Here is a 13,258-nt window from a genome sequence, read left to right as displayed (position 1 = left end):
CGTGTCGCCGGCACACCGGAAAACAGTCAAAAAACTCACCGCGCAGGAGCATACCGTTCAGGTGCAAAGCACTGCAGGCGAGCGTGCCCATTTCCCCGATAGCGGCTACGCACAGGCCGGCGGGACATTGGTCGAATTAGCCGAAGTCCGCGTCGAGATGACCAAGATGCCCGACCTCATTGCAGCCATGCACTCGTTGACCGGTCTTGCCGCCAGTTGTATTGCCTATGCGGTAGTCTCCGAGCCGTCCGCTTTCGGACTGGCGACAACCGGCAGCGAACTGCCTTATGGCAATCGCGTCGAGTTGTTCATCGGCACCTTCATCGGCGCGATTACGTTCTCTGGATCCGTGATCGCGTTCGGCAAGCTGTCCGGCAAGTATAAGTTCCACCTGTTTCAGGGCGCACCCGTCGTCTATCCCGCGCGTGGTGATCGTTCCTGGCTACGGCCTCGCGGTCGCGCGCACAGCATGCGCCGAAGGAATTGACCGATAAGCTTACAAACAAGGGCATCGAGGTGCGTTATGCGATTCATCCAGTGGCCGGCCGGATGCCGGGACATATGAACGTGCTGCTCGCCGAAGCGGAAGTGCCGTACGACCAGGTTTACGAAATGGACGACATCAACGCGGAATTCGGCCAGATGGCCGGCATGCCGATTCTGGAAGCCTATAAGGCGCGCACCGTGATCGTCAACGAACGGTCGATGGCGTCCGGTTACGCCGGTCTCGACAATGATCTGTTCTATATTGACAAAACGATGATGGTGTTCTCGGATGCGAAGAAGGTCATCGAGAATATGACCAAGGCGCTCGAATGAGCATCCATAAGCGTCGACTATCGGCCCAGACAACTTTGATCTTTGTCGGCTAGGCCCTGAGACGCTACCGTATAGCGTGCTGATCCCGCATTCACCGTTATAGGCCCTCACCATGCATGCACTTGTCATTCACGCCCCACTCGATCTGCGCATCGAGGACGTTCCCACGCCTGAACCGAAAGCCAACCAGTTGCTCGTACGGGTTCGGGCCGGCGGTATCTGCGGTTCGGATCTTCACTACTTCAACCATGGCGGTTTCGGCACGATTCGCATCAAGGAGCCCATGGTGCTGGGCCATGAAGTCTCGGGCGCCGTTGCGCGCGTTGGATCCGACGTGACGGATATGCCGGTCGGTACACGGATTTCCATCAGCCCGAGCCGGCCGTGTGGCCTGTGTCAATACTGTCAGCAAGGGCTGCAGAACCACTGCCTGGATATGCGCTACTACGGCAGCGCAATGCGTACGCCGCACGTGCAGGGCGCATTCCGGCAGGAGATCGTAATCGACCGTTCACAGGCGCATGTCGTGGCGGACTCGTTGAGCGATGCCGAAGCTGCAATGGCCGAGCCGCTCTCGGTCGCGCTTCACGCCGTTCGGCGCGCGGGTCCGCTGCTCGGCAAGCGGGTGCTCGTCACAGGATGTGGGCCGATCGGCGCGTTGATCGTGGCGGCCGCGCGCAGAGCCGGTGCGGCGATGATCGTGGCAACTGATGTGAATGCGCTGCCGCTCGACAGCGCGAAAAAGGTGGGCGCCGACCTCGCGTTTAACATCGCGGAGACGCCGGACGCGCTTCAGCAATTCGCCATCGACAAGGGCAGCTTCGACGTTCTGTGCGAAGCGAGCGGCAACGCAGCAGCATTGCGCGGTGCGTTCGACGTGCTCAAACCGCGCGGCGTGATCGTCCAGGTCGGCCTGGGTGGCGACATCTCGTTGCCGATCAACGTGATTGTTGCCAAGGAATTCGATCTGCGCGGCGCATTCCGCTTCCACGAAGAATTCGCCATTGCCGTCGAACTGCTGAACAAGGGATTGATCGACGTGAAGCCCTTGATCTCGGGCATTTTCCCGTATCAGGATTCGGTCAAGGCGTTCCAGACAGCGGCCGATCGCTCAAAATCGATGAAGGTGCTGGTGAGCTTCGATTGATCGCACACGTGTAGCGACGATGGCGCGGCAAGCCGCGTTCGTCGCCATACATAAAAGAAAGCGCCCATAAAAAAGCCGACGTTGCGATGCAGACGTCGGCTCTTTCCTTTTCCCCACGCGGGGCTCAGTTATTACATCGCGCTTCAAGCGCATCGATAAACGCGCGGTTCCAGCGGCCTTCCTTCATCGCCCGCATCGTCTCAGCCTCGGCTTCCAGAACGGCCAGCGCTTTTTCGATGACAAGCTCGGCGGCGTCCTGTGGAATGGCTAGCAAGCCATCCTGATCGCCGACGACGATATCGCCCGGATTGACCACCATTCCGCCGACCGATACCGGCACATTGATTTCACCCGGACCGTCTTTATACGGCCCCCGGTGTGTGACCGCACGGGCGTAAACCGGGAAATCCCGGTCGCGGATTTCCGCGACATCACGGATCGCGCCATCGATGACCAAACCGACAACGCCGATGTTTGCTGCGTAGAACGACAGGATGCCGCCAACCACGGCGTTGTTGAGATCGCCGCCCGCGTCCACGACCAGGACATCACCTGCACGGCAAAACTCCAGCGCGCGCAGGTAAGTGAGGTTATCCCCGCCACGCGAGCGCACCGTGACCGCGGTGCCGGCCATCGTCTTCTTGCCAGGCCGTTGGTACGGGTGCAGGCCCACGCTGCCGACGTTGCGATGCATGTTGTCGCTGAGCGCAGACACGGGGATGTCTCGCAATGCGCTAAGGATCGCTTCGGCAGCCTGAGCCGCCGACGGGTTCTTCCTGATGGCTTTGTACATGGTCGATCTTCGCTTCCGGATGTAAGGGGAGCGGCTCATGCAGATCAGGAACGAGTAGGCACGACACCGCTGCAACACGGCTATAACGGTATATCGTTCCTGCAAATCGCGCCAAGACGGGTTCGTTCTTGCGCAATAGGAAACGCTTATGAAACGCTATTGTCGGAGGAGGTGGCGCCGAGATATGTCTCTGACGGAAGAACAGCCGCGGGGCTTCGGTCCGAAAAGGCGTTTCCAGCGAACGGGCCATGCTCTTCGATAAGGAATTGCAATCGCAGGAGAATATAGGCTCCGTCGGCGACATCATGTATGCATCGATCATGATCTGGACGCGGCGCGACAATGTGTTCCAGCTGGCAAGCGAGTCGGCGTGGTGAGCGCAAGCGCATCGGCGTTCGACAATGCCGCGACCGCGCTCGAAGCCGGCGCGGCGCAAGTCGATCTGTTCGTGCGCCGCGATGCTTTGCCTCGCGTCAACAAGCTGACAGGTATAGCCGGTTCGTCCTTTCTGCCCATCTCGCCCGGCGCCATGCCGGGCAGACCTCACCGGTGACGACGTGACAGCGTCCGGACTGTTGTCGCCCGTCAACTGGCATCCGAGGAAGCCGAAGGGCGTCAGCGGCATCGGACCAGGTTTTGGCGAAGGAATCAAGCTGCCGGTGCTGGCGAAGTTGATGTTCGCTGAGCGGTTTCTATCTAGTCTGTTCGATCAGATTGCTACTGTTGCGGTGACAGATTCGAAGGAGCACTGCGCGGATCTGGCGATGTTGGAAAAGGTCGACACGCCCGAGAGCTCCAAATCACCCGCAAAGACCAAATAGGCGGATGCGACTGAGGCCAATAGTGGCGTGGTGCCGGCCAAATCAGAAAGCGCGTTACTCGCGGAATGGAAGTCGTCAGACGCCATCCTTGCTTGGGCTCGGGTGCTGCCTCCCGTGGCGGACATCGATCTACGGCCGTAGGCATAAGACTGTGTACATGACTAACAACAAGCAAGAAGTGATGGAAGTATTGAGGGGGCCGCAGCGTCAGCGGCGCTGGTCGATGGACGAGAAACTGGCATGGTGCGGGAGAGCTTCGAGGCAGGAAAAGCCGCGTATCACACGCTATCTGTCGCCCGAGCGGTGGCTTGAGGTCAAAACCTGGATTCAGGCGGTGCCGAAAGAAACGGACCGCGAGCGCGAGCATTACTCGCGCACGTGTTGGCTATTCGCCCTGCTCTATCTGGGTGGCTTACGGATCACTGAAGTGGGTGAAAACACGATGGGCCGATTCTTCCGCCGCCGAGTCGTAAACCGCGAAGATCTCTGGTTGGCTGGAGGTGCTGGGCAAAGGCGGCAAGGGAGCCGCTGGTGCCAGCCACCTTGGAGATGATGGCGGACCTCTCGACATACCGTCGCGAACGGAGACTACCGGCACTTCCATCTCAGGACGAAGACACGCCCCTGTTACTGCCGATCGGGCAGTCGCTCAAACCGTTGACGCGCGCCGCACTGCACCGCATCGTCAAGCAGGTTTTCGGCGGCACAGCCGACGCACTGCGTGCCCGTGGCGAAACGCATGCGCCACGAGCCGATCAACTGGAGCAGGCGTCAGCGCATTAGCTGAGGCCAGCGTAGGGTCGCATATCGCGGGCCAACAGATCGACTTGCGGCTCGTGCGTGACAATCTCGGCCATGCGTCGCTCACGACCACCGGTCAGTATCTTCACGTGGACGGCGATTGTCGTCATCGTGAAACCGATGAAAAGCACCGCATTAACTAGTAGGCCAGACGGCTGAAGTTCGGCATTTGCCGACGTTCGTTGTTACCTGGATTGCGGATGAATGTCCGCTTGCGGCCTGTTCCGCGTCAGGCAACAACCGGCCAATTCCGGACGGTCGACGTTCGTGCTGAATCGGCGACAATCCGCTGTCCCGGTGCGGGCAGCGACATAGAGCATGAAACTGTTGCGTGTCGACAATAACATCGTCAACTAGCAGTCCCGCCGGGATCCAACGTCACCGCTGCTTGTGAGGCAAGGGTTATAAGGACGTGAACAATTGTGTCAGTTCGGGGGACGTTGCGCGCCACCCGCCCGAGCGTCAGCGTCGGACGAGTGAACGGTGCCGCCCGTCGAGCACAGGTCGGCCATGACGCGTCCCGCCCCTCAACCAGCGCTTCGCAAAGTTTTACCCGCGCTCGTTGGTCGAATTACCGAATGCCAATGGTTCGTGTTCCCTTTTCAGGGGAAAGGTCGCCCTGAGGCCAGCGACCTGGTCTGCTACCCACCTCGACAATCAGAGCCCGCTACTTTTTCCTGATCGTGCGGCTGGCCCAATCCAATCTTGAGTGCCGGTCACCGCCTACTTAACCATCCCTTCCTAACGCTCCAACTCCGACGGCATCCCGTCGACCCATCTTCCTCAATCGACGGAGTTAACCCTGAGTTAGTCAATAGCGAACTCATTTGCTATTGACAATTTCTCGCAGCGCAGCGACCATGGACTTCCCAACGCGAATTGCGTGGAGGCTCGCCGGTCCAGCACCGTCGTCTGGCCGCCTTTCTCGAAAGGTCGCACCACCCCCTTCTATTGTTCATCGGTGTTGGCGTGAGTCGTCGAACTGCGGATCTGAATAATGTTCACCTAAAGAAGGAATAAACAGCTGGTTTATAGATAGGACGCCTAACTAGGTGGCTATGGTAATAGCGAACGACAGCGCAGCCATGCTTCGAATCACAACTAGACGGAGACAGATATGCGACCGCAAACGATAGGTAACCAGCTGAAGGGCATTGCCCTTGCGATCGGAACCACCATCGTTCTATTTCACTTGAGCGGCTGCGGCGGTAGCGGCAGCTCCATACAAGCGACAACGCCGCCACCTGCTGGATCGGGCGGAGCCACCGTTGCCGAATTGACCACTAAGTGCGAGTCTCTGAGAGGACAAATGATTGCCGGCGTAACGGTGACTGCAACCAGTCGGGTGGGGCCGATCTCAGGCGTTAGCACTGCAGGGATTTGCAAGGTTTCTGGTACGAGAGCGCCATTCCTCGACATTGAGGTTGACGTGCCCGACAACTGGTCGGGGAGGTATTTTCAGAATGGCGGTGGCGGTTTCGACGGAACGATCTACACCGCGTACACGTTTGACACGTCCAATACCATTACCGCGATTAATCCAACCATCACAAAGTACGGTGCCGTCTACGCTGCTTCGAATGGTGGAAATCGGGCTGCAGTGGCGGCCGAGGCCGCACCGGCCGTTTGGCTGACTGGAACAACACAGGCTCAGGCCTCGATCACCGACTACGCATATCTGTCGATCGGGACAACAACATCGTTCGCGAAAGCCGTGATTAACGCGTTCTACGGAAAAGCGCCAACGAAGTCGTACTTTAACGGGTGCTCAAACGGTGGCCGCGAAGGCTATATTGCGGCGCAACGGTGGCCGGATCAATTTGACGGTATCGTGGCGGGATGCGAAACCGAAGACATGGCCGGACAAACAGCGAAATGGCTTCAGATCGGTGGGACGGCTGGTACCGCTGCGGCGCTGACAAACGCCCAATACACAGCTTCCTATCAGGCTGCGGTAGCAGCATGCGACTCTTCAGACGGGCTTGCCGACGGCTATCTGACGAATGCAGCAGCTTGCCACTTCAGTCCGGCGCTACTGCAATGTGGGTTGTCTACTGCCAACCCGAATCCCGCCCTCTGCCTGTCTTCGACACAGGTGACCACGTTGCAGAAGTATTCGTCGCCAATGGCGCTCTCCGACGGTACCGTCATCTATAGCGGATTCAACTGGTCAGACTACTCAGCGTTTGGAGGGGCCTTCGGGTCGCTTGGTGGTGTCTATGCGTTCCTGGCGACAGGCGATCAGTCGTGGCTCACACCCGCGAGGCAGGCAACCTTTAACCCCGACACCGATTACGGCATTATCGGCCTGGGCCTGAAGCAAATCGGCATCGACAACGACGTGCAATCGATCGCACAGTTCGTTGCTTCCGGGAAGAAGCTGATCTCATGGCACGACATTGGCGATAACCTGCTGTCGCCAAACGAGCACGCGAGAAATGACGCGAGGACGACTGCAATCGCTCGAACGATGGGATTGTCCGATCCGACGACTAATACCAGGCTTTTCCTGGTACCTTCGAACACGCATGGCGCAGGGCAAGACGTCACGCAGATCGATTGGCCGGGTGCAATTATCAAGTGGGTAGAACAGGGCGAGGCGCCCACGCAACTGACTTACACTTTCCGAACGAGCGCAACTGCTTCACGCAGTCTGCCTGTCTGCCTTTATCCCAAGGCACCGCATTACAATGGCAGCGGCGATATAACTTCCACGACTAACTACACTTGCACATGACTTAACGCTTCAATAAGGATAACTAGCAAGAACAGTTGCGCAAACATGGAAGGCCCGCGATCAGGGGCCTTCTTCTCGTCTTTGTCGGCGCATTGGGTAGTCGACGCGAAGAGCATCATGTGAGAGAAACGCCGACAATGCATTCGATCGACATTGACGACGCTCTCAATCCGAGGCCTTCCATGCGGAAAGCATCTCAAGGGAGTTGTCGTAGTTGCCGGTAGCCTGGGCAGTGCGGAAAAATTTGGCGCGTTCTACGATGATTTCCTTCGGCGTGGGCTCTGCATGCAAAAGGGCGAGCGTCTCGTCAAGGAAGTCTTCCAGGGGCATGGCCTGTTCGTCACTTTCCTGACCGAACAACGTGGTGCGCACGCCAGGAGGCGCCAACTCGATCACGCGCACGGGAGTGCTGGCGAGTTGGACGCGCAAGCCTTCGGTAAACGCATGAACGGCCGCCTTGGTGGCGCTGTAGGTCATGGCGATAGGGAACGGAACAAACGCCAATGACGAACTGACATTAATGATGACGCCATCGTTTTTCCGGACAAGTTGCGGCAAGAACGCATAGGTCATGCGAATGGTGCCCAGAAGATTGATCGCGATCGACTCTTCCGCACGCCTCAGCGAGTCCGGCTCCAGAACATTTTCGCTCAACATGATGCCGGCATTGTTGATGACGACATTCAAGTCGGGGTAACGCGCGGCTGCCAGTTCGCTCGCCTGGACGATGGACTTGGCGTCGGCCACGTCGAGTTCGATGGCCTCGATACCCGGGTGATCGGTGGTGATCTGCTCAAGCAGCGCCTTGCGTCGGCCTGCGACGATAACCTTGTTGCCCGCCTCATGAAAACGCACCGCCAGACCGAGCCCTATGCCCGAAGTCGATCCTGTGATGAGGATTGTATTGCCCGAAGCCTTCATGTGTTTCTCCAGAGTGATAAATCGATACAATGTCAAACGGACAGGTGTCCGCTAAGGCGTAGGGTACCGGACAATTGTCCGTTTGGCAAAATACTTCGGGGGGACAAATGGCACAGCCACAAAAGACGGATCGCCCTGCACGCGCTGACGCGCTACAAAATCGCGAGCGCATCCTGGCGGTTGCACTGGCGGAATTGACCGTTTCCGCACATGTGCCACTGAGCACGATCGCCAGGAAGGCGGGCGTCGGGCAAGGGACTTTTTATCGTCATTTCCCGACGCGGGAGACATTGGTGATGGAGGTTTATCGCTACGAGATGTGGCAGGTCGCAAACTTCGCAGAGCACCTGCTCCAGACGCGCCCGCCTGACCAGGCATTGCGGGAGTGGATGAAGCGCCTTGCCGAATATGCGATGACCAAGGCTGGCCTGGCCAACGCAATGCGAGAGGTGTCGTTCATGCGGGACTGTTCGGGAAAGGCGGGCTATGCCCCTGTAGTCGCTGCCGCCCAATTGCTGCTAGATGCAAATGAGAAAGCTGGAACCATCCGGGCTGGCGTCACCACTGACGACTTCTTCCTGGCAAGTGCTGGCATCTGGCAGATCGATTTCAATGACGAGTGGCAGCCGCGACTTGCCTGGCTCATAGACTTCGTGATGGCGGGACTACGCGCGGGCGCGCCGACACGGCCTGTTTCTCAGTAGCCGTTACCTGCGGAACGTTTGCGCCTCATCTCGGCCCACTCGATTAACGCTTGCATCGACGGCCCGAGCGCATATCCCATATCGCAAAGTTCATACTCTACCTTCGGCGGCACTTGTGGATACACCGTTCGCCGCAGGATGCCGTCTTTCTCCAGCTGCTTGAGCTGCTGAATCAGCATTTTCTGGTTGATGCCGTCAATCAGCTTCTCCAGATCGGAGAATCGCAGCGGGCCTTTTGCGGCAAACAGCTGGCAAATGATGACGATCTTCCACTTGCCCTCCAGAACCCGGAGGGCCTCTGTCGTCGCCTCGGCCCATTCAAGCCGCTTTTTGGGATCTTCGCAGTTCCATTCACGCTCTTGAGACACAAACACCTCGGTATGCTACTTACTTTTTAGTCGGTACTTACCATTACCACATAAGCCAGCTAAAGTGGGTGCTGGATGCGACATTGAGGATACAGCTATGAAAATCGGGATCGTCGGAACAGGAAACATTGGCGCTTCCCTGGCCCGGAAGTTAAGCGCGGCAGGCCATGAAGTCCGCGTCGCGAACTCTCGTGGCGTGGATGGTGTTCGAGAGTTCGCCGACGAGATCGGCGCGCAAGCCGTGGATGTTCGCGGCGCGGTCGATGGCGCGGAAGTCATCATCCTTTCGATTCCGCTGCCCGCCATACAGGCGCTTCCTGCAGATTTGTTTGGTTCTGTAGCGGCTGACGCGATCGTCGTCGACACTGGCAACTACTATCCGGACATGCGCGACCCGCACATTCCAGAAATCGACGAAGGAATGCCCGAAAGCGTCTGGGTATCCAGACAGATCGGGCGCCCTGTCATCAAGGCATTCAACAACGTGCTGGCCTACACGCTCGCAGAGTTGGGCCAGCCGGAGGAGACGCCTGGCCGCCTCGCCGTCGCTGTGGCGGGGGATGACCTGCGCTCCAAGGTAATCGTGATGGAGCTTGTGAATCAGATGGGCTTCGATCCGGTCGATGCCGGCTTGCTCGCGGAATCCTGGCGCCAGCAGCCATCAACCCCCGCGTATTGCTGCGACTACGATGCGGATGCCACGCGCAAGGCGCTGGCTGCGGCGGCTCCTGGGATTGCGCCCAGGATACGCGACCGGTTGCCGGAGGTTTTCGCCAGCCTCGGCCCCAGTCCCACCCACGCCGATATTGTCGCTGCAAACCGTGCAACCAACATCGTTGTAGGCAAACAGGCGTCCTGAGCGGGCTAGTTGTCATAGAGCACAATATTGGCGAAGGGCCGCGGAAACACGGCGAGCAAAAAGATCGCCGGCGTGCATGTCGCGAATGGCCACGTTTGCAGCCCGTAGACGGCTTATGTGTTCGCTGCTGAACGCCCACGCATCCCTGAAATCGAGCATGGCGCGATCAAGACGATCGATAGGTGCAGCATTGTAGCCGTAAGCGTCATTTCGTGGCCGCATGGACAGAGCTGAAGCCGGTGTCCAAAGTGATGTCCGTTACTTCAAGTGATGGGGACTACTTTGGACACACGGAATGCGCGATCATCGAACCGCAAGGGCCGACCGAACTACACACCAGAGTACCGGCGGCAAGTTGCCGTCGCGGCGTGCGAGCCGGGTATTTCGGTGGCCAAGCTCGCGCAGGCGCACGGACTGAATCCGAATATGGTGTTCAAGTGGCGCCGGCAACTGCGGGCGGGCCTGTTTGAAGGGGTGGCGCACAGCGCAGCGGTGTTGCTGCCCGTAGCGCTACCTGATGCACCGACCGGCGATGCCGCAGACCCGGCGTCGCTCGCTCTACAGCCTGTCGAGCCACATCGCGAGAGCGTACCGGCAGCGTCGGGCATCGAGATCGAACTGAACGGTGCCCGTGTACGCGTCACGGGCATGGTCGACCCCGTGCAGCTGCGCCTCGTGCTGCGCTGCCTGATGCCAGCATGATTACGCCGCCAGGCGGTACCCGCGTATGGCTGGCAGCGGGCGTTACCGATATGCGCCGTGGCATGGATGGACTTGCCGCGCTGGTGCAGTCAGCACTCGGACGTGATCCCTTCTCGGGGCACATCTTCCTGTTTCGTGGGCGTCGCGGGAGTCGTGTGACATAGTGCATCCTCCGGTTAGAATCCAGGTAACTTGAGCGACTTCTCGGCGTCCTGCCGGGCCTTGAAGTGAGCTGGCCGTCGTTCCATGATATCGCGCACGCCTTGCCTGACGGCCTCAGAGTCGAGGGCTGCGACCGGAATCTGCCATGGGGCGGAAGGCATGAGTTGGGTTGCAGGAAGAATTCCTTCGCGAATTAGCCGGTGAACCGAACTCGTGTAGATGTTCAGGCGCCGAGAGGTTTCTTCCACGCTGATGGTTTCGACCCGCGGTACAGTTGGATCGAACGGTTTGATCCCCAGGCGCTTGCGCAACTCGGCGACTCTGACGCTCGTCCATGATTGCCCATCAGCAGCCTTGCATCGCATCCGATTCATGGTGACAGCCAGATCGACATCCGGCCAATGACCGCCGAGTTTGCGTAGGACTTCTACAGGGCCCGGGCGCCGGTCTTCGGGATATCGACCGACGCTCGTGCGGGCGACGCGAACCTCAGTGTGTCGGCCTCCCGTCCAGTGGACCGTAACGATTGCTTCGTTCGTGCTGTCGTCGAGATCGATTACCACCTCCTGAATGATGATGCGCGTCAAACGTTGCTTCGTACGAGCGTCCGTTCCAGGCGCATTCCATGCCGCCTGCAAGTCGGTTGCGAGCGCCATGAGACCCGCTTCATCAATCTTCGGGCGCGATGCAGCTTCGGCGTCAAGCTGTGCCAGGCGCTCTTCAACCTGTGCGACCCGCTCCAATGCGGCGTTCCAGCGCGCCTCGAGTTCACGCGCAACGAGCCTTTTTGCGGGGTCTACAGCCTCGTAGCGGCGCGCGGCCAGTGAGGCCTCGTAGCGTGCGTCATCGAGTTCGAGCTGCAACGCCCGTTTTACGTCATCTCCCGCCGCGTTAGCACGACGTGCGGCTAGCATTGCAGCCTCCACCGCATGAGGCGAAACGGCTTCCACAATCAAGGCAGCGACAGCCTGATCAATGCGGACGCCGCCAATGCCGATGCAAATCCAACTCGCTGCGCGCTCCTGGTCGCCTCGGCAATGGTAGCGGTGAGCATGCCCGGCTCGCATGCCGTACGTCACCCGCATCATGCGACCGCATCGGCCACACCGCACGAGGCCAGTCAGCAACGCTCGCCCACCTCTCGCGGATTTGCGTGATGCCCGTTTCTTCATGTGTGCGTTCTCGGAGATCATGCGTTGATGTTCTTCGAACTGGTCCCAGGTGATATAGCCGGGATGGTGGTCCCGCAGAAGAACATTCCAGTCCTTCATCGCCTTCGAATGGCCGAAGGTCTTTCGGGCACGTCCGTCTACGACCGAGGTACGCTGCGCCCTGCGGCCAAACACATAGGCGCCTGCGTACATCGGGTGCTGCAGTAGCTGGATCACAGTATGGTACGCCGGCAGCTTCCACTCAACCCGTGTACCAGCAACGCCACTGCGCATGACAGGCAGACACGTCTGCGATTGTATGGCCCATAACAGGACCTGGCGAGCACTGCCGAATTCCATGAATTTGGCGAACACGAGCCTGATCGCTTCGGTGACCCGCTCGTCGGGATCCATCTCGATCTGCCCGAGTTCGTTCCAGCAATAACCCGGCGGTAACGCGAAACGCAATTCGCCGCGACTGGCCTTCGAATCCCGTGCGGCCAGTCCGCGCTGCCGCAGCAGGCTCAGCTCGTATTCCGACATTGTGCCTTTCAGGCCAAGCAGAAGCCGGTCGTTGACAAGTCGTGGATCATAGGTGCCATCGTGATCGATAACGAGCGTGCCGACCAGTGCACATAGATCCACAAGGTGGTGCCAGTCTCTGCCGTTTCGAGCAAGCCTGGATGCTTCAAGACAGAACACCGCGCCGACGGATCCGCCACAGACGGCCGCGACGAGTTTCTGGAAGCCGGGGCGTTCGACAGCGCCGGAACCGGAACGGCCGAGATCATCATCGATGGTTACAACCGATGCAAATCCCAACGCACGGGCAGAATCAGCGAGCGCATATTGGCGGCGCTGGCTTTCGGTATGCTCCACGACCTGAGTCATCGTCGACTGACGGACATACACGATGGCGCCGCGACCAAGGTGGTCAGACGTGATCTTCTGGCTCATTTGGGCCTCCCTGATCGTGTTGCGCCTGTTCGTTTCTCTCCTTGCCCAGCGCCTCCAGCAGGAGGTCCGCCAGAGCCGCTATCAACTCGTCGCGGCGAGCGCCGAGGAGGCTCTCGCACCACACCGGATCGCTCTCGAGTATCAATGGCAGCTGAACGCCCGGTCTTCTGTTCGCACGTTTCATCGCAATTGCCCTCCTTCATGAGGAAACTCGATGATCCGCCGATTGCCAATCGATGTTGGCGAGCGGACAGATTGGCGCGAAGTTCGTTGAGTGCCGACAGGCTCAGCTGCGGTGAACCAAGGGACATCGTCG

At 59.1% G+C, this 13,258-nt stretch carries 13 protein-coding genes and 3 pseudogenes; 11 read left to right on the top strand and 5 right to left on the bottom strand.

What is annotated here, in order from left to right; translation table 11 throughout:
- Window positions 1-67: 67 nt before the first annotated feature.
- Both ACOCG7_RS06930 and ACOCG7_RS06925 read left to right on the top strand, forming a co-directional pair.
- Window positions 68-819 (top strand): annotated as a pseudogene (locus ACOCG7_RS06930) (NAD(P)(+) transhydrogenase (Re/Si-specific) subunit beta); the annotation flags it as partial.
- A gap of 112 nt (window positions 820-931) precedes the next feature.
- On the top strand, window positions 932-1,966 hold the full coding sequence (locus tag ACOCG7_RS06925) for an L-idonate 5-dehydrogenase (RefSeq protein ID WP_073430274.1): 1,035 nt from the start codon (window positions 932-934) through the stop codon (window positions 1,964-1,966).
- Window positions 1,967-2,090: 124 nt separating this feature from the next.
- Here the strand turns inward: ACOCG7_RS06925 and ACOCG7_RS06920 are convergent, their stop codons facing one another.
- A complete protein-coding gene (locus ACOCG7_RS06920) occupies window positions 2,091-2,759 on the bottom strand; it encodes an RraA family protein (RefSeq protein ID WP_073430273.1) in 669 nt (222 codons plus the stop codon).
- Between the two features lie 248 nt (window positions 2,760-3,007).
- Here ACOCG7_RS06920 and ACOCG7_RS06915 point away from each other — a divergent pair, with 248 nt between their 5' ends.
- The 5 genes and pseudogenes from ACOCG7_RS06915 to ACOCG7_RS06895 all read left to right on the top strand — a co-directional run bounded on the left by ACOCG7_RS06915 (window position 3,008) and on the right by ACOCG7_RS06895 (window position 7,118).
- On the top strand, window positions 3,008-3,136 hold the full coding sequence (locus ACOCG7_RS06915) for a hypothetical protein (RefSeq protein WP_268802000.1): 129 nt from the start codon (window positions 3,008-3,010) through the stop codon (window positions 3,134-3,136).
- A pseudogene (locus ACOCG7_RS06910) lies at window positions 3,112-3,297 on the top strand (hypothetical protein); the annotation flags it as partial. The gene ACOCG7_RS06915 and the pseudogene ACOCG7_RS06910, both read left to right, overlap by 25 nt.
- 19 nt (window positions 3,298-3,316) lie before the next feature.
- Complete coding sequence (locus ACOCG7_RS06905) at window positions 3,317-3,580, top strand: hypothetical protein (RefSeq protein ID WP_083085665.1); 264 nt, start codon at window positions 3,317-3,319, stop codon at window positions 3,578-3,580.
- Between the two features lie 235 nt (window positions 3,581-3,815).
- Window positions 3,816-4,524 (top strand): annotated as a pseudogene (locus ACOCG7_RS06900) (tyrosine-type recombinase/integrase); the annotation flags it as partial.
- A 974-nt stretch (window positions 4,525-5,498) separates the two neighbouring features.
- Window positions 5,499-7,118: a tannase/feruloyl esterase family alpha/beta hydrolase gene (locus tag ACOCG7_RS06895; RefSeq protein WP_083085662.1), complete on the top strand. Its 1,620-nt coding sequence runs from the start codon at window positions 5,499-5,501 to the stop codon at window positions 7,116-7,118.
- Between the two features lie 165 nt (window positions 7,119-7,283).
- Here ACOCG7_RS06895 and ACOCG7_RS06890 read toward each other — a convergent pair whose 3' ends face one another.
- Window positions 7,284-8,039 (bottom strand): SDR family oxidoreductase, encoded by a 756-nt coding sequence (locus tag ACOCG7_RS06890; RefSeq protein ID WP_073430270.1) that lies wholly within the window; start codon window positions 8,037-8,039, stop codon window positions 7,284-7,286.
- Window positions 8,040-8,146: 107 nt separating this feature from the next.
- Here ACOCG7_RS06890 and ACOCG7_RS06885 point away from each other — a divergent pair, with 107 nt between their 5' ends.
- A complete protein-coding gene (locus tag ACOCG7_RS06885; RefSeq protein ID WP_073430269.1) occupies window positions 8,147-8,743 on the top strand; it encodes a TetR/AcrR family transcriptional regulator in 597 nt (198 codons plus the stop codon).
- On the opposite strand, the gene ACOCG7_RS06880 is transcribed toward ACOCG7_RS06885, so the two are convergent.
- Entirely contained in the window at window positions 8,737-9,111 is a 375-nt protein-coding gene (locus ACOCG7_RS06880; RefSeq protein ID WP_073430268.1) for a winged helix-turn-helix transcriptional regulator, read from the bottom strand. The two genes, ACOCG7_RS06885 and ACOCG7_RS06880, sit on opposite strands and share 7 nt — an antisense overlap.
- A gap of 82 nt (window positions 9,112-9,193) precedes the next feature.
- Between ACOCG7_RS06880 and ACOCG7_RS06875 the strand changes: the two genes are divergently transcribed.
- The 3 genes from ACOCG7_RS06875 to tnpB all read left to right on the top strand — a co-directional run bounded on the left by ACOCG7_RS06875 (window position 9,194) and on the right by tnpB (window position 10,836).
- Window positions 9,194-9,970 (top strand): NADPH-dependent F420 reductase, encoded by a 777-nt coding sequence (locus tag ACOCG7_RS06875; protein WP_421377581.1) that lies wholly within the window; start codon window positions 9,194-9,196, stop codon window positions 9,968-9,970.
- Window positions 9,971-10,252: 282 nt separating this feature from the next.
- The gene (gene tnpA / locus ACOCG7_RS06870; protein ID WP_235004923.1) at window positions 10,253-10,672 is read left to right on the top strand and encodes an IS66-like element accessory protein TnpA; all 420 of its coding nucleotides are present in this window, start codon (window positions 10,253-10,255) and stop codon (window positions 10,670-10,672) included.
- A complete protein-coding gene (tnpB, locus tag ACOCG7_RS06865) occupies window positions 10,669-10,836 on the top strand; it encodes an IS66 family insertion sequence element accessory protein TnpB (protein WP_421377367.1) in 168 nt (55 codons plus the stop codon). Before tnpA ends, tnpB begins: the two co-directional genes overlap by 4 nt.
- Window positions 10,837-10,848: 12 nt before the next feature.
- On the opposite strand, the gene ACOCG7_RS06860 is transcribed toward tnpB, so the two are convergent.
- Both ACOCG7_RS06860 and ACOCG7_RS06855 read right to left on the bottom strand, forming a co-directional pair.
- A complete protein-coding gene (locus ACOCG7_RS06860; protein WP_421377366.1) occupies window positions 10,849-12,942 on the bottom strand; it encodes a recombinase family protein in 2,094 nt (697 codons plus the stop codon).
- Window positions 12,920-13,126: a hypothetical protein gene (locus ACOCG7_RS06855; RefSeq protein ID WP_073430809.1), complete on the bottom strand. Its 207-nt coding sequence runs from the start codon at window positions 13,124-13,126 to the stop codon at window positions 12,920-12,922. The genes ACOCG7_RS06860 and ACOCG7_RS06855 overlap by 23 nt, the downstream gene beginning before the upstream one ends.
- Window positions 13,127-13,258 lie beyond the last annotated feature (132 nt).

Source organism: Paraburkholderia sp. DD10, from assembly GCF_049177125.1.
GTDB lineage: Bacteria > Pseudomonadota > Gammaproteobacteria > Burkholderiales > Burkholderiaceae > Paraburkholderia > Paraburkholderia terricola.
This window is presented reverse-complemented; position numbering and strand designations above follow the sequence as displayed.